The following is a 24858-nucleotide window of genomic DNA, read 5'->3' on the forward strand; positions in this document are numbered from 1 at the left end:
GAGGCAGTGGTGCAGACAGGGTCTTACATCGAACGGCGTGGCGAGCTCGAGACCTACTTCGACCGCACGGCGGCCGAGGCCTGGTCGCGCCTGACCTCCGACGCACCGGTCGGGCGCATCCGCGCCACCGTGCGCGCGGGCCGGGACCGCATGCGCTCCATACTGCTCGGCTGTCTGCCGCGGGATCTGCACGGAACGCGCCTGCTGGACGCCGGCTGCGGCACCGGTGCGCTCGCCGTTGAGGCGGCGCGGCGCGGGGCCGATGTGACGGCGGTCGATCTCTCTCCCACGCTGGTGAGTTTGGCGCAGGAGCGCCAGCCCCGCGATCTCGGCGCCGGGTCGCTGCGCTTTCAGGTCGGCGACATGACCGACCCTGCGCTCGGCACCTTCGATCACGTGGTGGCGATGGATTCGCTCATCCACTACGAAGCCGAAGACGCTGTTGCCATGCTCACGCGTCTGTCCGCGAGGTCGGGCGGCAGCCTTCTCTTCACCTTCGCGCCGCGCACGAAACCGCTGGCGGTCATGCATGCGGTGGGCCGCCTGTTTCCGCGGGGCAATCGCGCCCCGGCGATCGAACCTCTGAAGGAGATCGATCTGCGCCGCCGTCTGGCGATGGCCGAGGGTCTGGACGGCTGGCAGATCGGCCACAGCGAGCGTGTCGTCAACGGGTTCTATACCTCCCAAGCCGTGGAACTGAGGCGCGGATGACGAGGCTGCAGACCTTCATCGCCCGCGGATGGCAGCAGCTCGGGCCGAGGTTCCTGCCCTTCGCCGATGCGGCAACCAAGGAGCTACCCCTCGGCCGTCTGCTGCGCCTGTCCCTGTTCCAGGTTTCGGTCGGCATGGCCGTGGTTCTGATCACCGGGGTACTGAACCGGGTCATGATCGTGGAGCTCAGCGTGCCGGCCTGGTTCGTCGCCTTGGCCGTGGCCCTGCCGCTGATCTTCGCCCCGTTGCGTGTCCTCATCGGCTTCCGCTCGGACTATCACCGATCGGTGCTCGGCTGGCGGCGGGTGCCCTACATCTGGACCGGTACCCTGATCCAGTTCGGCGGCCTCTCCATCATGCCCTTCGCCCTGATGGTGCTCTCCGGCGACAACGTCATTTTCGTGCCGCCGATCGTCGGCCAGAGCGCCGCGGCCCTTGCGTTCCTCATGGTGGGTATCGGCCTCCACATGGCGCAGACCGCGGGGCTCGCGCTGGCCACGGACCTGGCCCCCGCCGAGTCGCGCCCGCGGGTCGTCGCACTGCTTTACGTCATGCTGCTCCTCGGCATGGTGGCCAGCGCCCTGGTCTTTGGCGCGCTGCTGGCCGACTTCAACCCGGTCAAGCTGATCAAGGTGATCCAGGGTGCGGCCGTGGTGACCATGGTCTTCAACGTCCTCGCGCTCTGGCAGCAGGAGGTGCGCGATCCCGCGCGCACCGACCCGGCCCTGCCGCGGCCGGACTTCGCCGAGACCTGGCAGGGATTCGTGCGCCAGGGCCGCGTCCTGCGCCTGCTGGTGGCCATCGGCCTGGGGACCGCCGCCTTCAGCATGCAGGACATTCTGCTGGAGCCCTACGGCGGCCAGATCCTCGGTCTCACGGTGGGGGCGACGACGGTCCTGACGGCCCTCCTGGCCGGCGGCACGCTGCTCGGTCTCGGCCTCGCCGCCCGCCGCCTGGGCCGTGGCGCCGAACCGCATCGCCTGGCGGGTTGGGGCGCCGTCTGCGGCCTCGCCGCCTTTGCCCTGGTGATTCTGTCCGCGCCGCTGCATTCGGCTTTGCTGTTCCGCGCCGGCACGGCGCTCATCGGCTTCGGCGGCGGGCTCTTCGCCGTCGGCACGCTGACGGCCATGATGGCCCTGGCCCAGGGCGCCCACAGCGGCATCGCGCTCGGCGCCTGGGGGGCGGTTCAGGCCTGCTGTGCCGGCGGCGCCATCGCCCTGGGCGGCATGCTCCGCGATCTCGTCTCAGAACTGGCGACGGCCGGGGCGCTGGGCCCGGTTCTCACCGGTCCGGCGGTCGGCTACGGCGCCGTCTACCACATCGAAATCATCCTGTTGTTTGCCACCCTCGTCGCCCTCGGGCCCCTGGTGCGCGCCAAAGAAAGAGACGGCGCGTCATCGAAGAACCGCTTTGGGCTGGCCGAGTTTCCCGGCTAGTCCGTTCGTCTGTGGAGGTTTGCCATGCCAACCGGCGCATTCACCAGCTATATCGACGTTGCCCAGATCGCTCTCTATCTCTTCTGGGTGTTTTTCGCCCTGCTGATCTTCTATCTGCGGCGCGAGGACAAGCGGGAAGGCTATCCCCTGGAATCGGACCGCTCCGACCGGGTGACCGTGCAGGGCTTTCCCAGTGTGCCGGAGGCCAAGACCTTCCTCCTGCCGCACGGCGGCACGCAGACCGCACCGCGCGCCGAAAAGGACACCCGCCCCTTGCACGCTGAGCCGTCGTCCTACTTCCCGGGCGCGCCGCTCATGCCCACGGGAAATCCCATGACCGATGCCGTCGGGCCGGCATCCTACGCGGAACGCTCCGACACGCCGGACCTGACCCTTGAGGGCGCCCCGAAGATCGTGCCCCTGCGTGTCGCCGGCGACTTCTACCTGGAGCCGCGCGACCCGGACCCGCGCGGCTGCGACGTGGTCGCCGCCGACGGGAAGGTTGCCGGCAAGGTGGTCGACGCCTGGGTGGACCGTGCCGAGGTCCTCATCCGTTACCTGGAGGCCGAGGTCGCCGGCGCGGAGGGCCAGCGCCGCGTCCTGCTGCCCATGACCTGCGTGCGCATGACCGGCGGCAAGAAGGGTCCGCGCCAGGTGAGCATCAATGCGATCACCGCCGCGCAGTTCGCCGATATTCCTGCAACCAGCAATCCGGAGCAGGTGACCCTTCTGGAAGAAGACCGCATCTGTGCCTACTTCGCCGGCGGCAATCTCTATGCGACGGCACAGCGTCAGGAGCCGATCCTATGAGCAGCGCTGCACATGGCCACGACGATTTCGCCTTCGAACCGGTCCGCGGCCTGCCGGAGGAGTTGCCAGCCGGAGAACATATGCTCTGGCAGGGTGCGCCGGCCTGGCGCTCCCTGGCGCGCCGCGTCTTCCATACCCGCAAGATCGCCGTCTATGTGACGTTGCTGCTGCTCTGGCAGGGCGTGACGACGCTTCACGACGGCGGCGGCTTCGCCACGGCCGCGGTTGCCGTGCTGATCGCCTCGCCCCTGGCCGTCGCCGCCGTTGCCATCCCCAGCTTGCTGGCTTGGCTTTCGGCCCGCTCCACGGTCTACACCATCACCAACAAGCGGGTGGTGATTCGCTCCGGCATTGCCTTGGATGTCACCGTGAACCTGCCGCTGTCCAAGATCGCAACGGCGGCCAAGCGGCTCCATCGGGACGGTAGTGGCGATATCTCCATGACCTTCATTGGGAAGGAGCGCATTGCCTATATGGCGCTCTGGCCCAATGCCCGGCCCTGGCACCTGTCGCGGCCGCAGCCGACGCTGCGCTGCCTGCCGGATCCGGACCCCGTGTCGGATCTCCTGGTCCGAACCCTGATCGCGGCACAGTCCGAAGCCGGGCTGCAGACCGTCGAGGGCCGCGCGCAGGCCGCGCCCTCCGCGGACAGCCAGCGCCGCCCGCTGGTCGCCGCGGCTTCTTGAGAAGGGAGAAACTACCTTGGCTGAGACGCATCACCAGGCGGACGCCATTCCCCGGCCGGTCCTGATCGCGGCCGGCGCCATGGTTGCTATTGCGATCGCTCTGGCCGCCTTCAGTCAGATCAGCGGCCTGGGGCGCGTTGGCGTTCCCGAGGCCGAAGTGATCGCCAGCAAGGATCTGCGTATCGAGGAGCGCGGTGACGGCAGAATCGTCGTTCTGAGCGATACGGGGACATCAACCCTCGAGCCGGAGAACGGGGGCTTTCTGCTTGGCATCGTGCGTGGCCTTGGCCGCGAACGAACGCGCCAAGCCATAGAACTGGACGCACCCTACACCTTGACCAGGTGGACCGATGGGCGCCTGTCGTTACGAGACCGGACGACCGGCAACGAAGTGCAACTCGCCGGATTCGGACCAACCAATTTGCACGCTTTCGCCCGGCTGTTGGCGTCAGAGGACCAAACACAGTGATGCTTGCCACAGGCAAACGCAGAGGAGACCGCCATGGATGATCTCAGCCTCAAGGATGCCGTCAACGTCACGACGCGCCAGGCGATCACGGAAGACCTCATCTCGCCGCGCTTCTACACCACCGACTTCGAGGCCATGGACCGCCTGGATGTCAGTTCCGTGCGCCGGGAGTGGGATGCGCTGATGGCGGAGTTCAAGGAGGACAACAACCGCCATCATTTCGACCGCGATCCGAAATTCAACGTCGATGTCGACAGCCTTCCGGAGGATCTGCGCGAGGAGTTCCTCGACTTCCTGGTCAGCTCCCTCACCGCGGAGTTCTCCGGCTGTGTGCTCTACGCCGACATCAAGACCAAGGTGAAGAACCCCGACATCAAAGCCCTCATGGGGGCCATGAGCCGCGACGAGTCCCGCCATGCCGGCTTCATCAACAAGGCCCTGAAGGACTTCAACCTGGGCATCGAGCTCGGCTTCTTGCGCAAGACCAAGAAGTACACCTTCTTCAAGCCGAAGTTCATCTTCTATGCAACCTATCTGTCGGAGAAGATCGGCTACGCCCGTTACATCACCATCTATCGCCAGCTCGAGCGCAATCCGGAATATCGCTTCCATCCCATCTTCAAGTGGTTCGAGGCCTGGTGTAACGACGAGTTCCGCCACGGCGAGGCCTTCGCCCTGATCATGCGCGCCGATCCGAAGCTGCTGCGTGGCCACAACAAGCTGTGGATCCGTTTCTTCCTGCTGGCCGTCTTCGCCACCATGTATGTGCGCGATCACGCGCGGCCGGCGCTGAATCGGGCACTCGGCCTCGATCCGACCGAGTTCGACTTCACGGTCTTCGAGATCACCACGGAGATCTCCAAGCAGATCTTCCCGGTGAGCCTCGATCTCGACAACCCGGCGTTCCACGCCGGCCTCGAGCGTCTGCGGCGTATCGCCGAGGCCAGCAAAGCCGCCAAGGAAAGGGGTGGGCTGATCGGCGGCGTGCAACGCGCCGGGCTGGCGGTCGCCGGCGCCTTGACTTTTGCCCGGCTCTATCTCCTGCCGACGCGCAAACACGCCCTGCCGCAGAACGTCCGGCTCGATCCGGTCTGGTAACCGCCAAGGGGGGAGACGAGAGGCAAGCGCATGACAGAATACGGCCTTCCCGTACTCTTCGCGCTTTTCGTCTGGTGGTTCTCCACCGGGCTGATCCTCTATCTGGATGGTCTGCCGCGGCACACCTTCCGCTGGAGTATGTTGGGAGCCACCCTCCTGCTGGCCGCTTCGGTCTACGGGCTCGCCGTCACCAAGAACGACACCAGCGTCGCCGGTGCCTATTGGGCTTTTACCTTCGGCCTCCTGGTCTGGGGCTGGCAGGAGATCAGTTTCTGTATGGGCTTCGTGACGGGCCCGCGGAAAGCAAGCTGCCCTGAGGGCTGCTCCGGATGGCGGCACTTCGGCCACGCCATACAAGCAATCCTCTACCATGAGCTTGCCATCATCGCCGGGGCGGTGATCGTCGTCGCCGTCACCTGGAACGGCGCCAATCAGGTGGGCACCTGGACCTTCATGATCCTCTGGTGGATGCGTCAGAGTGCCAAGCTCAACGTCTTTCTCGGCGTGCGCAATCTGAGCGAGGAGTTTTTGCCCGAGCACATGGAGTTCCTGAAAGGCTTCCTCACCAAGAAGCCCATGAACCTGCTGTTCCCCATATCGATCACCGTCTCCACCGCCATCCTCACCTGGCTGGTGCTGTTGGTAGTGGCGCCGGGCGCCAGCGCGTTCGAGGTCGCCGGCCTGACCTTGCTGGCCACCATGCTGGGCCTTGCCGTCCTGGAGCACTGGTTCCTGGTGCTGCCGCTGCCCGCCACCTCGCTCTGGAGCTGGTGGCTCTCCTCCCGCGGCAAGGCGGTGCCCTTCGACGTGGAGACGCACGATCCCTCGGCGGAGCATGACCGAAATCACGAGCGCGGCGCAGAGGGGGATCACAACGTGGCCAGCCTCGGCGTGGAAACCTGGAGCGCGGCCTTGGACAGAGATTGCGATCCGGAGGCGCTCAACGCATTCCTGCACCGCATTGCGGCCGGCGCCGGCGGCGCGATCGACCGGGTCAAGGGCATCGCCCGCGCGGAGAGCGGCTGGCTGCATTTCGACCTTGCCGGCGGAAAAGTCAGCATGGCCGCCTTTGCCCCCGGTGAGGAGGAGGTCCCGCGGATCATAGCCATCGGCCGCGGCCTCGACCGGCCGGCCCTGGAAAACGGCATTGCGGGCTGCGTCATCGCGGCCTGCCGGACCCAGAGAATTGAGAACCCAAGTGGGAAGGAGACGAAGAATGGACTACCAGAGCTTCTTCGACCAGCAGCTTACTGATCTTCGGCAGGAAGGGCGCTATCGCGTCTTCGCCGACCTGGAGCGCCGGGCCGGCAAGTTTCCGCAGGCCACCTGCCATCCTTCGCGACAGCCGGGCGAGAACCCCGGCGAGCCCTGTGGCGAAGTCACGGTTTGGTGCTCCAACGATTACCTCGGCATGGGGCAGCATCCGGACGTCCTGAAAGCCATGCACGAGGCGATCGATCGCTGCGGAGCGGGGGCCGGCGGAACCCGGAATATCTCCGGCACCAATCACTACCACGTGCTCCTGGAACAGGAACTCGCGGATCTGCATCAGAAAGAGGCGGCGCTGCTCTTTACCTCCGGCTATGTCTCCAACTGGGCGGCCCTGACCACCCTGGCCGCGCGCCTGCCCGACTGTGTCGTCGTCTCTGACTCCAAGAACCACGCCTCGATGATCGAAGGCATCCGCCATTCGCGGGCGGAAAAGCGGATCTTCAAGCACAACGACCCGGAAGACTTGGCCCGCAAGCTGGCCGACCTCGATCCGGACCGCGCAAAGCTGGTCGCCTTCGAATCGGTCTACTCCATGGACGGCGATATCGCCCCCATTGCCGAGATCTGCGACGTGGCCGAGCGCTACGGCGCCATGACCTATCTCGACGAAGTCCATGCCGTCGGTCTCTACGGGCCACGCGGCGGCGGCATCGCGGAGCGCGAAGGCCTGATGGACCGCGTCACGGTCATCGAAGGCACCCTCGGCAAGGCCTTCGGGGTCCTCGGCGGATACATCACCGGCTCTGCCGCGCTGGTCGATTTCGTGCGCAGCTATGCCTCCGGCTTCATTTTCACCACTGCGCTGCCTCCGGCGGTGGCTGCCGGCGCCCTGGCGTCGGTTCGCCATCTGAAGCGGAGCAAAATCGAACGGGCCCGTCATCAGGAGCGTGCGGCCAGCCTCAAGTGGTTGCTCACCCAGGCCGGCCTGCCGGTGATGCCCTCGGACAGCCATATCGTCCCGGTGCTGGTCGGCGAGCCCTGCAAATGCAAGGCGGTGACGGATCTGCTGTGGGAGCGCTACGGCATCTACGTGCAGCCCATCAACTACCCGACGGTCGAACGCGGGACCGAACGGCTGCGCCTGACTCCCTCGCCGCTCCACAGCGATGACGATATGGACCGCCTGGTCGCGGCCCTCTGCGAGATCTGGTCGGAGTTCGAACTGGTCCGGGAGGCGGCCTGATAGCGACGAGGCCTGTAAACCCAGCCGGCGGGCGGACGTGAGGTAACTTCGCCTCCGACTATCGGTGGTTGTGTTGGGGTTTGGATAACAACATAAAGGGGGTGTGAATCGGTTACTATTGCTCTGAATTCACAAACATTTCAGTGAATTGTGGTTGCACCCTGACAGCCTCTGTCCACTATAATGGACAGACTTCGGCGTAACATGTAAAACAACATTTATAAGCAGGTCGTCATGCATAAGGCCTGCGTGCTGGGGAACAGGTTAGAGAGAACCCTGATCGCTTCGCCGAGGGTCCTTATTCCGGGATTCCGCGGCGGTCGGATTTTATGCCATCGGCGATGGGCGCCGGTCGCGATCATGCCTGAGGGAAGGCGCAGCAGCCCAATCGATCATGGATGGATTGAACGTCGCACAACCTGACATCACCCTGCATCTCGACATGGAGGGGACCATCCAGCGTGTCTCGCTTTCGCCGGCGATCCCCGACAGCGATGTCGAGAGCCTGCGCGGGCGCCCCTGGAGCGAGACGGTCGGCGACGTCGGCGGCGACAAGATCAAGCACATGCTGGACGATGCGCGGGACAAGGGCGTCTCCGCCTTTCGTCAGCTCAACCAGCATTTCCCGAGCGGCCTCAAGCTTCCCATAGAATACACCGCCGTCCGGCTTGGCGAGGGCGAGGGCCTCATTGCCATCGGCCGCAATCTGCAGGCCGTGGCCGAGCTGCAGTCGCGCCTCGTGGCCGCGCAGCAGGCCATGGAGCGCGACTACTGGAAGCTTCGCGAGGTGGAGACGCGCTATCGCCTGCTGTTCGATTCGTCGAACGAGGCGGTGCTCTTGGTTCGTGCCTCGAACCTGCACATTCTAGAGGCCAATCCGGCAGCGATCCGTGCGCTGGGCATTTCGCCACAGGGCAGCGAGTTCCTGGCGGAGGTCGCGCCGAAGGAACGCCGGCATTTCGAGGATATGCTCCAGCGGGTCCGCGACCAGGGCAAGGCCCCCGCCGTCATGGTCCATATGGGTCAAAGCCGGACGCCGTGGCTGGTCCGTGCCTCGCTGATGACCGCAGGCCCCGGCCCGATGTTCCTGCTGCAGTTCTCACCGGTATCCGGCGGAGCGCCGGCAGGTCCCGAAGCCGACAGCGTTTCGATTGCCGAGTTGATCGCGCGGGTGCCCGATGCCTTCGTCGTGCTCGACCGGCGCGGCACCGTGATTCGCGTCAACCAGGCCTTTCTCGACCTGGTGCAGGCGGGATCGGAGTCCGCAGTCATCGGCGAGAGCCTCAGCCGCTGGCTGTGGCGGCCCGGCGCGGATTTGACCGTGCTTCTCGCCAACGTGCAGCGCCATGGCAACGTGCGGCTTTTCTCCACGACGGTTCACGGCGAGCTTGGCACCGAGACCGAGGTCGAGCTTTCGGCGAGCGGTGAGCGGGAGCGCGACTCCCAGTATGTCGGGGTCGTTCTGCGCGACGTCAGCCGCCGGCTCACCAACAGCACCCCCAACCGGGACCTGAGCAAGGTGGTGAGTTCCCTGACCGAGCAGATCGGCAACACCTCTCTGCGCGAGCTGGTGAAGGACACTGTCGGCATTCTGGAGCGCCACTATATCGAATCGGCCCTCGACCTGACCAACGGCAACCGCACGGCGGCCGCAGAGCTCCTGGGTCTGAGCCGTCAAAGCCTCTATGCGAAACTGAACCGCTACGCCCTGGATGGCGGCTCTTCGTCGTCATCAGAGGACAGAGCGTAAGCGCCGACGCCTCGGCGTGACCCAGCAAGATCCCGCAACACCGGCTTTCGGCGAAGCCGATCTCTCGAACTGCGAACGTGAGCAGATTCACCTTGCGGGTTCGATCCAACCGCATGGTGCTCTGCTGGTGCTCCAGGAGCCGGAACTCCTGATCATCCAGTCGAGCACCAACGCCGGCGCCTTCCTGAACCGCGAATCCGTTCTGGGGATGAGGCTTGACGACATCGAGGGCGACCTGGCCGAGAAAGTCAGGCGCCATCTGGACGATCGAATGGACCGCATCCCTATCGCCGTGAGATGCCACTTGGGATCGCCGGCCCGCGAGTTCGACGGCTTGCTGCATCGTCCGCCGCAGGGTGGATTGATCGTCGAGCTGGAGGAGGCCGGCGCTTCGCTCAACCTCTCCAAACACCTCGAAGGGTCGCTGCGCAAGATTCTGGAGACGGTCTCCCTCAGCGAGCTCTGCAACGAGGCGGCCACCATCTTCAAGGAGCTGACCGGATTTGACCGGATCATGGTCTACCGCTTCGACGAGGAAGGGCACGGCGAGGTCTTTGCCGAGCGCCGGGAGGAGCATCTGGAGCCCTACCTCGGCAACCGCTATCCCGCCTCCGACATTCCGCAGATCGCCCGCCGCCTCTACGAGCGGAACCGGGTGCGGGTGCTGGTGGATGTCGACTATGAGCCGGTGCCCTTGGATCCGGTCCAGTCGCCGCTGACGGGCGAGGATCTCGACATGTCGCTCTGCACCCTGCGCAGCATGTCGCCGATCCACATCCAGTACCTGCAAAACATGGGCGTCAACGCGACGCTGGTGGCTTCGCTGATGGTTGCCGGCCGGCTCTGGGGCCTTGTGTCCTGCCATCACTATGCGCCGCTCAGCGTGCCCTATGAGACGCGCGTCGTCGTCGAGCTTCTGGCGGAGACGGTCGCCACCCGCCTGGCGGCGCTGGAGAGTTTCGTTCAGGCCGAGGCCGAGTTGATGGTACAGCGCCTGGAGCAGCGCCTGGTCGAAGCCATCTCGCGGGACGGCGACTGGAAGTCCGCCCTCTTCGGTCACGCGCGCTCTCTGCTGCAGCCGCTCGATGCGGGCGGTGCGGCCCTGCTGTTCGAGGGCGAGGTGCGGACGACCGGTGAGGTGCCCGGCACCCATGAACTGCGGCGTATCGGCGCCTGGCTCGACGCGCAGACGCCCAAAGGAGAGGTGGCCGTCGCCTCTCTGGGCCTCGTGGACCCGGCCTTCGCCGCCCTGAAACCGGTGGCCAGCGGGCTTCTGGCGATGCCGCTCTCGCGGGCGCCGGGCGAGTACCTGATCTGGTTCCGGCCGGAGCGCATCCGCACCGTGACCTGGGGCGGCAACCCCTTCAAGCCGGTGATCGTCGGCAACGACCCCTCGGACCTCTCTCCGCGGCGGTCGTTCTCGCAGTGGCACCAGGTCGTCGAGGGAACCGCCGACCCCTGGACGCCGGCCAACCTCAACGCGGCGCGGCTGATTGGCAGCACCCTGGCGGATGTGGTCCTGCAGTTCCGTTCCGTGCGCATGGTCATCGCCCAGCAGCAGCTCGAGCAGGTGAGCGACAAGGTCAAGCTGTCTGAACAACCGGTGATCACCGCGACGCCGGACGGGCGCATCCTGCTGGTCAACGCCGCCTTCAAGCGCCTGATGAACGACGAGCTGCAGGAGATCGCCAGCGTCAACGACCTGCCGGCGCTCTTCGCCGAGTCCGACGCGGTCCGGCGCAGTCTCGACGACCTGCTTCGTCACCGGAACATCTGGCGGGGCGAAGTGCGGCTGCTCCTGCAGCAAAGTGAAGCCGTGCCGCTCAGGGTTCGGGCAGACGCCGTCATGTCTGCACCCGACCAAGTGCTGGGCTTCGTCTTCCTGTTCACCGATCTGACCGAACGCAAGGCGGCCGAGAACGCCCGCCGCAGCTTCCAGGAAGGTCTTATCGGGCGTCACCAGATGCATGGTCTGCAACTCAACTCCAAAGCGGATCTGCTGTACCGCAATCTGCTTTCCTCTGTGGTCGGCAACGCGCAGCTTGCCGCCCTCGAGATCACCGACAGCATGGAACTGGCACAGATCCCGGCGAAGCTGGAGAGTGTGCAAGCCTCGGTGGCGCGCTCAAGAGAGCTTCTTGAGCACCTGATGTGGCACGCGATGTTCGATGGCGGGGCCGAGACTGCGGAGGACCCCGAAGAGGAGGGTTAGCGCGTTTTCGACTTTCGTCGAATCAGCTCCGGCCCGCTCCCCCACCCGGCCACCCAGCCCAAGTATCCTATGGGTTGCCGGGTGGGGGAGCGGGCCGGTTCCGTCAAGACATGAGAGAGTCTAGCGCATGCCCAGGTTCGCGCGGGTGGCCCCGATGGCGAGCGACAGCTCGATGTTGTGGGCGAAGGCGCGCACCCCCTCCTCGACGGCGGCCTGAAAGCGCAGGGGAGACAGCGGCGCGCGATTGATCGCCTCCCGATAGGCCGCGCGGAAGCGGGGCAGATCGGCGACCTGCGGGAAGTCGTAGAAAGAGAGGCCCTCGGGCCCGAGCGAGAGCCGGCGGGACAGCAAGCCACGCAGCACCTGTCCGCCATTGAGATCGCCGAGGTAGCGCGTATAGGCGTGACCGTAGAGGCGCGCGCCATCGCCCTGTGCGGCGGCTTCGACACGGCGGACGTAGCGGCTTGCGGCCGGCAGCAACGGCAGTGCGCCTCGCCAGTCCGATCCCCAAAGAGTTTGGAGATCGCGTTCGATGCAGGCGGTTCGATAGATCACCGGCTCTGCCAGACTGGTCAGCGAATCGCGCCCGCGCGCCGACTCCAAGGCCTGTTCGAGCGCGGCGTAGACCGGGTGCAGGTTGCGCAGCAGCACCACGTAGTCCTGGCGGCTGGCGCTTCCGCGGAGGATATCGGCGATGATGCCGCTGCGTTCGGCCTGACGATGGAGGTCGCCCGTTCGTTCCTTCAGACAGTCAGCCAGCCCCGGGTTCCCTACCCCCGGGGAGTCCGGACCTCCGATTGTCAACGTCAGGCTCGCTCTGTCTCCATCCATATCCGAAGCCGATCGCTGCTGGCCGCTTCAAGCTTCGCCGAGGCAACCATCGCGGTCAAGCCGAGCGGCTCCCCTCAGGGGGCACTGCGCAGCGAGGGGTAGTCGCCGAGCATGCTGGCGCCGTTGAGAGGCTTCTGGACGCCCTGATGACAGGTCGTGCAGTTGGCCTTGGCAACATCCCCAAGCGGCCCCAGGCGCGCCTCGGGGAAGACCGGCTGCAGCGGGTCGAGGTAGATGGCATTCAGATCGCGCACCATATCGATGCCATGCCATGCGGTCGTGCGTTGGGGCGTGCTCTGCGCCCAGTCCTGCACCGCCCGGGTGTTGTGGCAGAAGGTGCAGTTGACGCCCAGAGCCTCCGACATGTGGACCATCAGCGAATAGGTCCGCTCCGTTTCCTGAATGGAAGCCTCATGGCCGGTCGGCAAGGCTGTCAGGCTTTCGACGCGGATCTCGCCATCGTCGCCGAGCAGGGTCGAGAAGGGATCGGTCTGCAGCGAGGTAAGGCCGACGGACACGGTGTTCTGCCCGGCGGTATAGCCGGCCCAGCCCCGCGTCGGCCCCGGCGCATCCTCCCGGAACCAGACGTTCTCGGGCACCGGGTGGCCGCGGTGGCAGGTGTAGCAGGTGACCCCGGTCTCGGCGACATGCTCGCCCCAGTCGGCGTTGATCTCCCAGGTCATCTCCAGCATCCGCCGGGCCACGACCTTGGTGTAGACCTCGTCCGAGGCGAGGTTGTCGTCGTTGTGGCAATAGCTGCAGCCCTCTTCCGGGGAGACCCATTCCGTGATCGCCGCCATCAGCCGGTCGAACTGGTCGGAGCTGAGATGCCCCAGCGCAGGCACGTTCTCATAGACCTCCGAAGCGCGCGGCCCGGTGGTGTCGAGTTCCCAGGGCACGTCGGGCAGCTGGTTCGCCTCGATCTCGACCTGTAGCCGCTCGATGTCGTCGATCTCCGCCATCGCCGTGCCGCGGTAGCCGGTCTGCGTGTTCTGCACCGGCGGCAGGTCCCAATCGGCCATCACGAACATGGCGACGGTCAGCAGCGCCGCCACGAAGGCCACCAAGGCTGTCCAGATGTTCATTGTCCCGCTCCCATCGCCGGATCGCCCATGCCCTGGAAGAAGTCTGGATAGGGCGGGGCGACGCCGTGTTTCACGGACCAGAGGTACCAGTTGTCGACCACCGTGCCGGTCAGGAGGATCCCGATCCCCCCGGTCAGCGGGGTGAGCACGGCAAACCACCATGCCCAGCGGTGAATCGACTCCATGGTGGCGTTGAAGCCCATGGTCCAGCGCCAGAAGAGTGCCGCCCGTTCGGCGGCGGTGCCGCGGTCGGTAACCTGCTCGATCTCACGCTCGCCGCCCAGGCGGCTGACCGCCAGGATCGTCGCCCCGTGCATGGCGAAGAGCAGCACCGATCCGTAGAGGAAGACGATCGACAGGGCGTGGAAGGGATTGTAGTGCAGGTTCCCGTAACGCAGGGAGAAGGCGGTCGTCCAGTCGAGGTGGGGGAAGATGCCGAAGGGCACGGCTTCCGCCCAGCTTCCCATGAGGGCCGGGCGGATGAACCCGAGCACCAGGTAGAGCCAGATGGCCGAGGCGAAGGCCCAGGCCACATGGGTGCCCATGCCGAGCGCCTTCGCGCGCCGGTAGGTCCGGACCCACCATAGCAGGATGGCGGTCGTGAGGAAGAAGCCGGCGATCACCCACCATCCGCCTTCCGCAAGGGGTGGGATGATCATGAATCCGTACTTCGGCGGCGGCGGCTCAAGGGCGAGCCAGGGCAGTTGACGGATGAACTCGATCGGATCCCAGTTCACCGAGGCAGCCATGTTGAGGCCGATGATCTCGATCGCCGCGAAGCCGAAGATCAGCGAGGCGATGCCGGTCCAGCCCAGATAAATCGGGCCGATCTGGGCATTGCCGATCTTGCCGAACCAATAGGCGAAGAAGGGCTTGCCCGCGCGGTCGGAGTCGTGACGCGGCAGGTCGACGCCGTGATCGGGCCCGGCGCGGACCTGAACGCGTGTGAAGATGTTCTGGTATTCAGCCATGGTCCTTGCCTTTCCCTCAGAACCAGATCGGCAGTCGCAGCCACCAATCCCACCACTCCGGCCAGCTACGGTTCCAGAAGGGTCCACTGATGACGATGCAGATTGCGCTCCACACACCGGCGTTGATGGCCAGGAGCAGCCCCAGGCGATGGATGCCCAGCGTGCCGATGGAATAGCCGATGGCGTCGCGGAAGAAGGTGTCCTCGTGCTCCGGCGACTTGACCTTCTCGCCCTTGGCCGGATTGACCGCGGAGAGCACCAGCGCGCCGTGGAGCGACAGCGCCAGGGTGGTGGTGAAGAAGAAGGTGACCGCCACCATATGCGCCGGGTTGTACATGAAGTGGAGGTGCTGATAGGCGACGTTGGACACCCAGTCGAGGTGGCTATAGATCCCGTAGGGGAAGCCGTGGCCCCAGGCGCCGAGCAGCAACGGCCGGATGACCACCAGGGTCACATAGGCCAGGATCGCCGCACCGAAGGTGATGGGCACGTGGTAACCGATGCCAAGCTTGCGGCAGATCTCCACTTCGCGCAGCGCCCAGGAAACGAAGGCACCGATGGCGCAGATCGTGATCACCTGCCAGAGGCCGCCCTCCAGCATCGGCGCCGGGCCCAGGCCGTATTTCAGATCGGGCGGCGCGATGCTGATCTGCCAGAGGTTCCAGGTCGGGCCCTGGCTCGCACCATAGACGATCAGGACGGTGCCCAGGGCCGCGAAGAAGATGGTCGTGACGCCGAAGAAGCCCACATAGAACGGACCGACCCAGAAGTCGAACATATCGCCGCCGATCAGCGTCCCTCCGCGAACGCGGTACTTTCTCTCAAAGCTGAGCATAGCCATGGCTTGCTTCTCCGTCGTATCAGACAGACTGCAACTCCGCTGGGGAGTTGAAGTGGCAGCGGGCGGACCAGAGGACGCGCCCGCTGCCTAAGGCCCCGCGATCACTCGCTGCTGGTCGAGGCCGGTGCGTTGAGCCAGCTGCCGTAGCGTTCCGTACTTAGCTGAACGAAATGGTTCACCAGCACCATAAGGAACGCGAACGTCAGGATCGCTATCAGCGCCCTGCGCGGATCGAATAGAAGCCAGATTCTCCACATGATTTCTCTCTCCTTCTTCGATCTAGATCTAGAACCAGGGGCGCCAGATCCAGACGAGGATGTGGGCTATCAGTGTTAGCCCGAGGAAATACAGGAACCCCTGCATGAAATACTTGTGGAATTCCCTGGCTTCATTTTCCGACAATCCGGACAGAGAGCCACTTGCTTCGCCGTTAGCCATTCAAATGGCCTCCAACTGGATGGCCGTGTGGCCGTTACCGCGCTCATCCCACGCGGCGGGGTTCGCCCGGACCCGAGGGCCTTGGCGAGTCCTCTGCCCAGCGGCGCCGGGCAAGAGCTCTGGGACCGCTGCCTCCGAAGCGGCGCCGGAACGGGCGCCGCAGCGGGCAGGGTCTGATCTGTTGAGGGTTATCGTCATGCGGTCTGCCCCTCGGTCATCGCGGCGAGGGAGCGCTTCACCCGCGCTTCGTCGACCTCCGTTTCGCCCTCCGCCTTGGCGTCGGTCTCGATGCGATCGCGCAGGCGTTTGGCGGCGGAGATACGGACCAGGAAAGGCTGGCGTTCCAGATGCGCCTCCAGTTCCCGGCGCGCCGCGTCGCTCCAGCGGCAGGCGCCCGCGCTCTGGCCGCGCGCCGGCGTGGCCTCCACGCGGTCGAGGTCGTTGCTGAGCGGCAGGATGTGGAACAGCGCGTCGAAGAGGGCGTTGCAGTATTCCTGGATGATGTAGGTCGCCCCGGCATAGCCCATGAAGGGTGTGCCGGTCGCCCGGCGGACGATGGCGCCTGGGAAGGAGGCCGGGATGTAGACCGCGCGGCAGTTCTGCTCGGCGGCATACATGCGTTCGTTGTAGGAGCCGAAGAGCACCAGCGGCGGCGAATCCCTGAGCGCCGTCCGCACCGCGGCATTGTCCGGTTTTTTGCCGGCGGTCCGCGAGAAGGAGAAGGTGCAGGGCACCCCCATCTCCTCTTCCAGGAAACGCTTGAGGCCGCGGGTGTAGGTGTCCGAGGCGACCACGGCGAAGGAGCCGGTGGCGAAGAAGTCCTGGGTCACGCTGCGCCAGAGATCCCAGATCGGCTTGATGGTGGTCTGCTTTTCCTGCTCGATGAAGGGCTCCGGATCGACCCCGGTCAGCTCGCCCAGCTTGCGCAGGAAGTTGGTGGTCGCGAAGAGGCCGATGGGTGCCTGCAGATAGGGCCGATCGAGCGCTTCGCAGAGCTGGCGCCCGAACTCGCGGTAGAGACAGACGTTGACCTCGGCATCGGCCAGGCGCGCCACGTCTTTCACATGGGCACCCAGGGGGAAGACCAGGTTGACCTCGCAGCCGATGCCCTCGACGAGGCGGCGGATCTCCGCGAGGTCGGAGGGCATGTTGAAGGTGCCGTAGATCGGCCCGATGATGTTGACCCGGGGCTTGGCGCCTTCCGGGCGCTTCTTCTCGCGGCGCTTCATCGCCTTCTTGCCGGCGAACTCGGTCCACAGCCAGTAGAGGGCGCGGTCGGCGCTCTGCCACTGGTCCTCGTCGATGGTGCGCGGCAGGAAGCGCTTCAGGTTGGAGCCCTCGGGCGTGACGCCGCCGCCGATCATCTCGGCGATGGAGCCGGTGACCACGACGGCCGGCTGCTTCTGGTCCTGCGTGCCGCTGGCGCGGCGCAGCGCTTCTTCCGTGCCGCTCATGGTGAGTTCGTCTTCGGAGAGGCCGGTGACCACCACCGGCAGCTCGTGGGGCGGCAGGGCATCGGTGTAGTGCAGCACCGCCGTCACCGGCAGGTTCTCGCAGCCCACAGGCCCGTCGATCACCACGCGCAGTCCCTTGATCGCCGAAAAGGCATAGACGGCGCCCCAGTAACCCCCCGCACGGTCGTGATCGAGCACCAGCATGGTCAATCACCCCCCTGCGCGGCAGGTTGCGCGCCGTAGCCGGCTGAATCGCCGCTGCCGATATCGCCGAAGAAGCCCTTCATCTGGCGGAAGCGTTCGCGCCCGCGGGTCTGGGCCGCGACGATGCCGGCCAGCGCACCGGCACCGGCCGGTCCGAAGAGCGGCCGGGCAGAGACCATGTTGGTGAAATAGATCGCCGGAACGCCCTCTTCCTTCGCCGCCTGCACCAGAGGCGTGGTGCCGAGGGCGAGGTCGGGCTTCACGTCGCGCATGGCCGCCAGATCCTGCTCCAGCGCGGCGCGGTACTGCACGTGGGTGCCGCGCGCCGCAAGCCAGTCCCGGTCCGCCTCGCTCCACGGGGTCTTCGGGCAGGCGGTGCCGACATAGGGCACCTCCGCCCCGGCCTCGGCCAGCAGGCGCGCGACCAGGAGTTCGGAGCCTTCGTAGCCCGAGACGGTGACCCGCGCCTTGATGGGATTGGCCTCCAGCACCGCGCGGATCGCCGGCAGCACCTTGGTCTTGGCAGCGTCGATCGTGGCCTCCGCGACTCCTGCGGCGGCCCCGACGCTCTGCAGCCAGTCCGCGGTGCCCTCCACGCCGACGGGACCGGAGCCGATCACCTTGCGCCCGGCGGCGTGAAACTCCCGCACGGAGGCGGTGTAGAAGGGATGCACCGCCGCGGCCAGGCGGCAGTCCAGCGCGCCGTAGAGGTCGCGCCACTCGCGCGACGGCAACTGCGGCCCGACAGCCAGGCCGAGCGGCGCCAGCAGCGCGCCGATGCCCACCGGATCGGCGGGAAAGAGCTCGCCGATCAGGGTGACCGTCGGGCGGTCCGCGGCGTCCTGGCCGTCCTTCTGCCGGGGGCGCTGCACCGGCCCCTGTTCCGCCTCGGCGCGCGCATAGCGCAGCATGGCGCCGGCCAGAACGTCCTTGGCCTCGGCATGGGTGGGCACGCCGAAGCCGGGCACGTCGATGCCGATGACGCGCACGCCGTCGATCTCGCGCGGCAGGCGGTCGAGGGGGATGCCCGAGGCTGTTGGCACACAGAGGTTGATGACCACCACGGCGTCATAGTGTTCCGGGTCGGCCATCTCGGTCACTGCGTTGCGGATGTCCTCGTAGAGCTGCCCGGTGACCAGGGTCTCGGAATTGAAGGGCACGTAGCCCACGGTGCGGCGCGCGCCGTAGAAGTGGGAGGTGAAGGTGAGGCCGTAGACGCAGCAGGCCGAGCCGGAGAGGATGGTCGCCGTGCGGCGCATGCGCAGGCCCACCCGCAGAGAGCCGAAGGCCGGGCACATGGACTGCGGCTGATCGTGCGGGCCCTTCGGATAGTCTTCGGCCAGCCGTTCCAAAGTCGCCGTCTTGCCGGCTGCCTTTGCGGCCTTCAGCATGGTCTCGTGACCGCCGTGACAGCCGCCGCCTTTCGTGGGCGCAGCCGCTTGCTCGTCAGGCGCTCGGTCGGGCGGCCTTGTCGGCGGGTTGTCGTAGGGGCTCATGACCGTCAGACCCCTTCGTAGACGACTTCGAGAGAGGGCTTTTCGGTGATCTCGCCGGCGCACATGTCTTCGGGCGTGGCCGGATCGAGCACCACGTCGCGTCCCACCGCCTCGCTGGCGAAGAGCCCCAACAGTCCGTCCTGGGTCAGGGGGGTCGGCCGCTGCGGCCCGGCCTCGGCCGCCTGCTGGGCAAGGCCCTCGAACAGCGGCGCCCATTCGCCGCCGGGCTTGCCGACGATCTCGTAGTTGGCGCTCTTGCGGCGGATGTCGTCATGGGCGGGAATGGCGGCGAGCACCGGTATGCCGGCGGCCTCCGCAAAGGCCTGGGCCTCGCCGGTGCCGTCGTCCTTGTTCACCACCATGCCGGCGACCCCGACGTTGCCGCCGAGCTTGCGGAAATAGTCGACGGCCGAACAGACGTTGTTGGCCACGTAGAGCGACTGCAGGTCGTTGGAGCCGACGACGATGACCTTCTGGCACATGTCGCGGGCAATCGGCAGGCCGAAGCCGCCGCAGACCACGTCGCCCAGGAAGTCGAGCAGCACGTAGTCGAAGCCCCAGTCGTGGAAGCCCAGTTTCTCCAACAGTTCGAAGCCGTGGATGATGCCGCGTCCGCCGCAGCCGCGGCCGACCTCGGGACCGCCCAGTTCCATGGCGAAGACTCCGTCGCGCTTGAAGCAGACGTCGCCGATCTGGACTTCCTCGCCGGCGAGCTTCTTGCGCGAGGAGGTTTCGATGATGGTCGGGCAACTGCGCCCGCCGAACAGCAGCGAGGTGGTGTCGCTCTTGGGGTCGCAGCCGATGAGCAGCACCCGCTTGCCCTGCTGCGCCATCATGTAGGAGAGGTTTGCCAGGGTGAAGGACTTGCCGATCCCGCCCTTGCCGTAGATGGCGATGATCTGGGTTTCCTTGGTCACCGGCGCCGTCGATACGGGATCGGGCCCGATTGCCGCTTCGTCCCGCAGACGGGCATCGCCCTCCGTCACGCTGTCTGGCGCGGACTTCAGCAGGGTGGCTCCGGATTGTCCGTTGGTCTCGGTCATTGGCAGTGCCTCCAATCGAGGATCATCTTCAGGCAGGAGGAATCGTTGAATGCCGTGCGGTAGGCGGGTTCCGCCCGCGCGGCTTCCGCCCGATGGGTAATCAGCCCGTCCAGGGACAACTGCCCCGACTCGACGAGCCGGCACACAGCCGCCAGGTCTGTGTCGCGCCATTCCGCCGAGACCCGCAGCCGGGCCTCGCGAAGGAACGCGGGGGGAAAGGCGAAGGACAGCGGTTTGCTGTAGAAGCCGGCCAGCGTGATCTCGCCGCCGGGGGCCAGACGGCCGATGAGGCTGTCCAGGATGCCGTGGTCGCCGGAAACGTCGCAGATCCGGTTGTAGTCCTGCCGCGGGTCGTCGTCGGGATGGAGGACCGAATAGGCCTCGGCGGTCGCGGCACGATCCGGGTTCTGTTCCCAAACCGTCGGTGCGCTCTCACCCATGACCAGGGCCAGCCGCGCGATGAGGCGCCCGAGAACGCCGTGCCCCACGATGAGGTCCGGGCAGCCCTCGGCGATGGCGTGGTGAGCCGTCGCGGCCAGGGCCATCAGCACGCCGCGCTCGCCGAGCTTGCTGTCCAGGGCGATGACGCGTTCACCGGCCACGACCAGCCGCGCCGCGGCTCCGCCGAAGAGACCGCGCACCTCGCCGAAGCAGCGCGCGCCGGGAACGAACACGAATTCGCCGACCCGGGCGCCGGAGCGCTCGCCGGCCTCGGCAATCCAGCCGACCGATTCGTAGCCGGGCACCAGAGGATAACCCATGCCCGGAAAGGCCGGCATGTCGCCGGACCAGAGCAGGCGTTCGGTTCCGGTGCTGACCCCGCTCCAGGCGATATCGACGACGACGTCTTCGGCTTCGGGCGGCGAAAGCTCAAGCCGATCAAGAACTAGGCGCTCGGGCTTTTCTAGAACAACTGCGAGCGTTTCCAAAGGTGGCCTCCGTGCCCTGTGGATCAGGGCTTATGGATGATCTCTCGACCAAGTGTCAGCTTATATGGACACTCTGGAATGTCAAGAAAACAGAACACACATTGCTCATCGACCGGAGGCCCTGCCAGAGACCTTGTCAGAGACCTCGCCTGGGGCCCGGGCGGTGAGCACCCGCGTCAGCAGCGGATTGCCTGTGGTCTGCAGATGCGGCTTCTCGAAGCCGGCCTCTTCGACGAGGCCGGCGAGCTGGGCCGGGGTCCTCGGCCGCCCGCGGCCCATGGCCAGCAGATAGAAGCCGAAATAGGCCCCGCCGCTCGGCTCGGCGCCCGGCGTTTCGGCCATCGGCTCCGCCAGCAGCAAGGTGCCGCCGGGCGGCAGGGCGCGGCGCGCGGCGCGCAGCAGGGTGAGGACGCGCGCGTCGTCATGGTCGTGCAGGATGCGCACCAGCGAGACGATGTCGGCGCCGCGCGGCAACTCGTCCTTCAGGAAATCGCCGCCAAAGACCCCGATTCGCTCTGTCGCCGCTTGCCTCGCGAAGCGCCGCTCGGCCCGTTCCGCGACCGCCGGCAGGTCGAAAAGCATCAGGTCCAAGCCGGGAACCTCCGCGGCGACCGCTTCCAGAAAGGCGCCCTCGCCGCCGCCGACGTCCAGAAGACAGCGATGGCGCCGCAGCGGATAGGCGTCCAGGATCTGGCTCGCGACCATGGGCTGGGAGGCGGCCATCAGCCGGCTGTAGGCGGCCACGGAGTCGGCGTCCAGGTCCTCCGGACGTTCGGCCTCGGCGTAGGGCCAGAACGCGGCGAGGGAGCGGCCCGCCGGCTCGCCACGCAGCAGCGCCACGGGGTCGCGCAGGTCGGCATAGAGCATTGCATGGTGCTCGACCATGGCGGCAATGCCGGGGTTGCCGACCATCGCGGCCCCCAGCTCCCCGAGGCCGTAGCGCAAGTGGCCGCGCCGCGAGACCAGCTTCAACGCGATGGCCGCGTCCAGCAGGCAGGTGGCGGCATCCGGTGCCAGGCCGAGTCGCCGCGCCAGCGGGTGCAGCTCCTGCGGCCCTTCGGACAAAATCTCGAAGAGCTCCAGGCGCACGCAGGCGGCCAGCACCTGCGAGTAGACGAAACCGGCGCAGAGATCGAACAGGGCGCGGCTGCGGTGCCGGGCGATGGGCCGGGTCAGCGCAAAGCGCGAGGCCCAGCGCTGGAAGCTTTGGTTTGCCAGCAGGCGGTCGCGCAAATCCAACAGCCGGTCCAACAGCCGGTCATCCCAGCGGTACCGGTTGCCGGCGGTCTTGCGTGACGTGATCGGCGGTGCTGCGCGGTTTGACCCTAGGCGGCGCGCCGAAGTTTCTTCGGTAGGAATTGCTGCGCCTCCTCGATGATGCGCAACCGCAGGGCCTTGCGCCCCGGACAGATCGGGATCGACTCGGCCGCCGCGGCGACCAGCGCCTCCAGGCGGTCGACGGCCCCGTCCAGTCCCAGCGCGTGCACGGCATTGGGGCGCGCGTGGGCGGCGTCCTGGCCCACCGGCTTGCCGAGGTCATCCGGGTTCCCGAAGACATCGCGGATGTCGTCGGCCACCTGATAGGCCTCGCCAAGACCGTCGCCGAGAGCCCGCCAGGGCGCTGTTTCAAAGCCGGCCGCCGCGGCGCCGGCCATGGTCGCGCCGGAAAAGAGCGCGCCGGTCTTGGCCCGCTGGTACTGGACCAGATCCAGCGCCGGCTCGCACTCCCAGGCCTGGCCCGCCGAGATCCCATGCGGCGTGCCGACGGCGGCGCCGACAATGCGCAGCAGTTCGACCAGGCGCTCGGGATGGGTGGCCGCCCCGCGTCCCAGGACCTCGAAGGCCATGACGATGAGGGCATCGCCGGCCAGCACGGCGAGACGTTCGCCGAAGGCCTTGTGGACCGAGGCCTTGCCGCGGCGCAGATCGGCATCGTCGAAGCAGGGCAGGTCGTCGTGCACGAGAGAGGCGCAGTGCAGCAGCTCGATGGAGGCCGCGGCCGTGGCGGCAACCGGGGAACCGCCCTCGCCACAGGCGCCGGCGACGGCGAGGCAGAGCTGCGGGCGAATGCGAGCCCCTCCCGGGAACACCGCGTGGCGGATCGCCGCGGCCAGCCCGGGCGGATGGCCTGGCGCCTCTCCCCGCCGCACGGCGGCCTCGAGTGTGCCCTCGACGTGCATGACTGCCTGCATGGCCCCCTCCCGACTCGCCGTGTCCATTTCAGCCTCGACTGTCATTTCTAATTGTCATTCTATAGTGTAAGTTAGATTGGACAGTTCTCTTTTGCTTGTCAATGACCTTGCCTGTCGTATCGGGGCCTGCCGTATCGGGCTGCGGGCGCAGTGACGGGCAGACTGTGGGGAGGAGCGACGGGACCCGGAGGTGAGCGGAGAGCGGATCATCATCGTTGGAGCGGGGATTGCCGGTCTGGTGGCGGCTGTGGAGCTGGCGCGCCGGGGCCTGGAGGTCACGCTCTTGGAGCGCGCCGCGGCACCCGGCGGCAAGATGCGCGAGCTGCACGTGGGTCCGCCGGCCGACTGCCGTGCCGTCGATTCCGGGCCCACGGTCCTGACCATGCGCTGGATCTTCGACGAGATCTTCGACGATGCCGGTGCCGGCCTCGACGACTGCGTGAGGCTGAAGCAGGCCGAGATTCTGGCGCGTCATGCCTGGAACGCCACGGAACGGCTCGATCTCCATGCCGAGACGGCACGCTCGGCCGAGGCCATCGGCGACTTCGCTGGCGCCGCGGAAGCGCGCCGCTTTCTCGAGTTCTGCACCCGGGCCGGCGAGATCTACACCACCTTGGAGCGCTCCTTCATGCAGGCGCAGCGCCCGAGCCCGACGGGCCTGGTCCGCAACGTCGGCTGGCGCGGGCTCGGCGGCCTGTGGCGCATCAAGCCCTTTCAGACCCTTTGGTCGGCGCTGGGCGAGCATTTTCACGACCAGCGCCTGCGCCAGCTCTTCGCCCGCTACGCCACCTACTGCGGGTCTTCGCCCTTTGTGGCGCCGGCGACCCTGATGCTGGTGGCCCATGTCGAACAGAAGGGCGTCTGGCTGGTCGAGGGGGGCATGCAGCGCCTGGCCGAGGCCCTGGCAGCCCTGGCCGTCCGCCAGGGCGCCGAGATCCGCTACGGCGCCGAGGTCGCCGAGGTGCGCGCGCCGGCCGGTCGGGTCGAGGGAGTGCGGCTCGCCGGCGGGGAAGACCTGGCGGCCGATGCGGTGCTGCTCAACGCCGATGTGGCCGCGGCCGCCGCCGGGCTCCTGGGACAGGGTGTTGCCGATGCAGTGCCCGCGCCCAGCCCGTCTGCGCGCTCGCTCTCCGCGGTCACCTGGTCCCTTGTGGCGAGGGCCGACGGCTTCCCGCTGCTGCGCCACAACGTGTTCTTCTCATCGGATTACCCGGCCGAGTTCGCCGACATCTTCGAACAGCACCGCCTGCCGCGCTCGCCAACCGTATATGTCTGTGCCCAGGATCGCGGCGATCCCGGCGAGGCGCCTCCGCAAGGCCCCGAACGCCTGTTCTGCCTCGTCAACGCTCCGGCATACGGCGACGGCCCGTCCTTCGACGCATTGGAGACGAATTCATGCGCGGAAAACACCTTCGCCCGCTTGGAAGGCTGCGGTCTTCATATCGAACGGCACGAGGCGGCCGCCACGATGACCACGCCCCACGACTTCAACCAGCTCTTCCCAGGCAGCGGCGGCGCACTATACGGTCAGGCATCCCACGGCTGGCAGGCCTCGTTCAGCCGCCCGGGCGCGCGGACCCGCCTGCCCGGGCTCTACCTGGCGGGGGGCAGCGTGCATCCGGGCCCGGGCATTCCCATGGCGGCGATCTCGGGGCGCCTGGCGGCGGCGAGCCTGCTCCAGGACCTGGTTTCACGGTCCCCGTCCCATCCGGTGGCTATGCCTGGTGGTATGTCGATGCACTGAGCG

General features: G+C 66.9%; 23 protein-coding genes. 11 read left to right on the forward strand and 12 right to left on the reverse strand.

Translation table 11 applies throughout. From position 1 onward, the window contains the following. Nucleotides 1–9: 9 nt before the first annotated feature. The 10 genes from bchM (at nt 10) to Q0996_RS16780 (ending at nt 11627) form a co-directional block, all read left to right on the forward strand. Nucleotides 10–711: a magnesium protoporphyrin IX methyltransferase gene (bchM, locus tag Q0996_RS16735; protein WP_299622237.1), complete on the forward strand. Its 702-nt coding sequence runs from the start codon at nt 10–12 to the stop codon at nt 709–711. Continuing rightward, nucleotides 708–2147 (forward strand): BCD family MFS transporter, encoded by a 1440-nt coding sequence (locus tag Q0996_RS16740; RefSeq protein WP_299622240.1) that lies wholly within the window; start codon nt 708–710, stop codon nt 2145–2147. Before bchM ends, Q0996_RS16740 begins: the two co-directional genes overlap by 4 nt. 24 nt (nt 2148–2171) lie before the next feature. Then, nucleotides 2172–2957: a photosynthetic reaction center subunit H gene (gene puhA / locus Q0996_RS16745; protein WP_299622243.1), complete on the forward strand. Its 786-nt coding sequence runs from the start codon at nt 2172–2174 to the stop codon at nt 2955–2957. Next, nucleotides 2954–3643, forward strand: coding sequence for a photosynthetic complex putative assembly protein PuhB (gene puhB / locus Q0996_RS16750; RefSeq protein WP_299622246.1), 690 nt, complete (start codon nt 2954–2956; stop codon nt 3641–3643). Before puhA ends, puhB begins: the two co-directional genes overlap by 4 nt. Nucleotides 3644–3659: 16 nt before the next feature. Further along, nucleotides 3660–4112, forward strand: a complete 453-nt coding sequence (gene puhC, locus Q0996_RS16755; RefSeq protein WP_299622249.1) for a photosynthetic complex assembly protein PuhC — start codon at nt 3660–3662, stop codon at nt 4110–4112. Nucleotides 4113–4145: 33 nt separating this feature from the next. Continuing rightward, nucleotides 4146–5210 carry a magnesium-protoporphyrin IX monomethyl ester (oxidative) cyclase gene (acsF, locus tag Q0996_RS16760; RefSeq protein WP_299622252.1) on the forward strand — a complete coding sequence of 355 codons (1065 nt, stop codon included), beginning with the start codon at nt 4146–4148 and terminating at the stop codon, nt 5208–5210. 30 nt (nt 5211–5240) lie between these two features. Continuing rightward, the gene (gene puhE, locus Q0996_RS16765) at nt 5241–6464 is read left to right on the forward strand and encodes a putative photosynthetic complex assembly protein PuhE (protein WP_299622255.1); all 1224 of its coding nucleotides are present in this window, start codon (nt 5241–5243) and stop codon (nt 6462–6464) included. Further along, nucleotides 6427–7665, forward strand: a complete 1239-nt coding sequence (hemA, locus tag Q0996_RS16770) for a 5-aminolevulinate synthase (RefSeq protein ID WP_299622258.1) — start codon at nt 6427–6429, stop codon at nt 7663–7665. The genes puhE and hemA overlap by 38 nt, the downstream gene beginning before the upstream one ends. Nucleotides 7666–8059: 394 nt before the next feature. Beyond that, nucleotides 8060–9415, forward strand: a complete 1356-nt coding sequence (gene ppsR, locus Q0996_RS16775) for a transcriptional regulator PpsR (RefSeq protein ID WP_299622261.1) — start codon at nt 8060–8062, stop codon at nt 9413–9415. A gap of 16 nt (nt 9416–9431) precedes the next feature. Beyond that, nucleotides 9432–11627 (forward strand): GAF domain-containing protein, encoded by a 2196-nt coding sequence (locus Q0996_RS16780; protein WP_299622264.1) that lies wholly within the window; start codon nt 9432–9434, stop codon nt 11625–11627. A gap of 120 nt (nt 11628–11747) precedes the next feature. On the opposite strand, the gene Q0996_RS16785 is transcribed toward Q0996_RS16780, so the two are convergent. From Q0996_RS16785 to Q0996_RS16840, 12 genes are all read right to left on the reverse strand, one after another. Next, entirely contained in the window at nt 11748–12431 is a 684-nt protein-coding gene (locus tag Q0996_RS16785; protein ID WP_299622267.1) for a heme oxygenase (biliverdin-producing), read from the reverse strand. Between the two features lie 101 nt (nt 12432–12532). Then, complete coding sequence (gene pufC / locus Q0996_RS16790; RefSeq protein ID WP_299622270.1) at nt 12533–13543, reverse strand: photosynthetic reaction center cytochrome PufC; 1011 nt, start codon at nt 13541–13543, stop codon at nt 12533–12535. Then, nucleotides 13540–14514 (reverse strand): photosynthetic reaction center subunit M, encoded by a 975-nt coding sequence (pufM, locus tag Q0996_RS16795; RefSeq protein WP_299622273.1) that lies wholly within the window; start codon nt 14512–14514, stop codon nt 13540–13542. The genes pufC and pufM overlap by 4 nt, the downstream gene beginning before the upstream one ends. 16 nt (nt 14515–14530) lie before the next feature. After that, nucleotides 14531–15355 (reverse strand): photosynthetic reaction center subunit L, encoded by an 825-nt coding sequence (gene pufL / locus Q0996_RS16800; protein ID WP_299622276.1) that lies wholly within the window; start codon nt 15353–15355, stop codon nt 14531–14533. 101 nt (nt 15356–15456) lie between these two features. Continuing rightward, complete coding sequence (gene pufA / locus Q0996_RS16805; protein ID WP_299622279.1) at nt 15457–15612, reverse strand: light-harvesting antenna LH1, alpha subunit; 156 nt, start codon at nt 15610–15612, stop codon at nt 15457–15459. Between the two features lie 28 nt (nt 15613–15640). Beyond that, nucleotides 15641–15793, reverse strand: a complete 153-nt coding sequence (gene pufB, locus Q0996_RS16810; RefSeq protein ID WP_299622281.1) for a light-harvesting antenna LH1, beta subunit — start codon at nt 15791–15793, stop codon at nt 15641–15643. Nucleotides 15794–15987: 194 nt separating this feature from the next. Beyond that, the gene (gene bchZ, locus Q0996_RS16815) at nt 15988–17451 is read right to left on the reverse strand and encodes a chlorophyllide a reductase subunit Z (protein ID WP_299622284.1); all 1464 of its coding nucleotides are present in this window, start codon (nt 17449–17451) and stop codon (nt 15988–15990) included. 2 nt (nt 17452–17453) lie between these two features. Continuing rightward, on the reverse strand, nt 17454–18842 hold the full coding sequence (bchY, locus tag Q0996_RS16820; protein ID WP_322096740.1) for a chlorophyllide a reductase subunit Y: 1389 nt from the start codon (nt 18840–18842) through the stop codon (nt 17454–17456). Between the two features lie 110 nt (nt 18843–18952). Further along, nucleotides 18953–19990: a chlorophyllide a reductase iron protein subunit X gene (locus Q0996_RS16825; protein WP_299622290.1), complete on the reverse strand. Its 1038-nt coding sequence runs from the start codon at nt 19988–19990 to the stop codon at nt 18953–18955. Further along, nucleotides 19987–20919 (reverse strand): chlorophyll synthesis pathway protein BchC, encoded by a 933-nt coding sequence (bchC, locus tag Q0996_RS16830; protein ID WP_299622293.1) that lies wholly within the window; start codon nt 20917–20919, stop codon nt 19987–19989. Before bchC ends, Q0996_RS16825 begins: the two co-directional genes overlap by 4 nt. Nucleotides 20920–21024: 105 nt before the next feature. Further along, entirely contained in the window at nt 21025–22170 is a 1146-nt protein-coding gene (locus Q0996_RS16835; RefSeq protein ID WP_322096737.1) for a methyltransferase, read from the reverse strand. A 74-nt stretch (nt 22171–22244) separates the two neighbouring features. Further along, nucleotides 22245–23111, reverse strand: a complete 867-nt coding sequence (locus tag Q0996_RS16840; RefSeq protein WP_299622296.1) for a polyprenyl synthetase family protein — start codon at nt 23109–23111, stop codon at nt 22245–22247. A 190-nt stretch (nt 23112–23301) separates the two neighbouring features. Between Q0996_RS16840 and crtD the strand changes: the two genes are divergently transcribed. Next, on the forward strand, nt 23302–24855 hold the full coding sequence (gene crtD / locus Q0996_RS16845; RefSeq protein ID WP_299622299.1) for a 1-hydroxycarotenoid 3,4-desaturase CrtD: 1554 nt from the start codon (nt 23302–23304) through the stop codon (nt 24853–24855). The last annotated feature ends 3 nt before the right edge of the window (nt 24856–24858 follow it).

Source organism: Pelagibius sp. (genome assembly GCF_028289705.1).
Taxonomy (GTDB): domain Bacteria; phylum Pseudomonadota; class Alphaproteobacteria; order Kiloniellales; family Kiloniellaceae; genus Pelagibius.

Coding starts and splice junctions, on each gene's coding strand:
- Q0996_RS16740 (WP_299622240.1), top strand. CDS start 708: ATGACGAGGCTGCAGACCTTCATCGCCCGCGGATGGCAGCAGCTCGGG.
- puhA (WP_299622243.1), top strand. CDS start 2,172: ATGCCAACCGGCGCATTCACCAGCTATATCGACGTTGCCCAGATCGCT.
- puhB (WP_299622246.1), top strand. CDS start 2,954: ATGAGCAGCGCTGCACATGGCCACGACGATTTCGCCTTCGAACCGGTC.
- acsF (WP_299622252.1), top strand. CDS start 4,146: ATGGATGATCTCAGCCTCAAGGATGCCGTCAACGTCACGACGCGCCAG.
- puhE (WP_299622255.1), top strand. CDS start 5,241: ATGACAGAATACGGCCTTCCCGTACTCTTCGCGCTTTTCGTCTGGTGG.
- hemA (WP_299622258.1), top strand. CDS start 6,427: ATGGACTACCAGAGCTTCTTCGACCAGCAGCTTACTGATCTTCGGCAG.
- ppsR (WP_299622261.1), top strand. CDS start 8,060: ATGGATGGATTGAACGTCGCACAACCTGACATCACCCTGCATCTCGAC.
- pufC (WP_299622270.1), bottom strand. CDS start 13,543: ATGAACATCTGGACAGCCTTGGTGGCCTTCGTGGCGGCGCTGCTGACC.
- pufM (WP_299622273.1), bottom strand. CDS start 14,514: ATGGCTGAATACCAGAACATCTTCACACGCGTTCAGGTCCGCGCCGGG.
- pufL (WP_299622276.1), bottom strand. CDS start 15,355: ATGGCTATGCTCAGCTTTGAGAGAAAGTACCGCGTTCGCGGAGGGACG.
- pufA (WP_299622279.1), bottom strand. CDS start 15,612: ATGTGGAGAATCTGGCTTCTATTCGATCCGCGCAGGGCGCTGATAGCG.
- pufB (WP_299622281.1), bottom strand. CDS start 15,793: ATGGCTAACGGCGAAGCAAGTGGCTCTCTGTCCGGATTGTCGGAAAAT.
- bchZ (WP_299622284.1), bottom strand. CDS start 17,451: ATGCTGGTGCTCGATCACGACCGTGCGGGGGGTTACTGGGGCGCCGTC.
- bchY (WP_322096740.1), bottom strand. CDS start 18,842: ATGCTGAAGGCCGCAAAGGCAGCCGGCAAGACGGCGACTTTGGAACGG.
- Q0996_RS16825 (WP_299622290.1), bottom strand. CDS start 19,990: ATGACCGAGACCAACGGACAATCCGGAGCCACCCTGCTGAAGTCCGCG.
- Q0996_RS16840 (WP_299622296.1), bottom strand. CDS start 23,111: ATGCAGGCAGTCATGCACGTCGAGGGCACACTCGAGGCCGCCGTGCGG.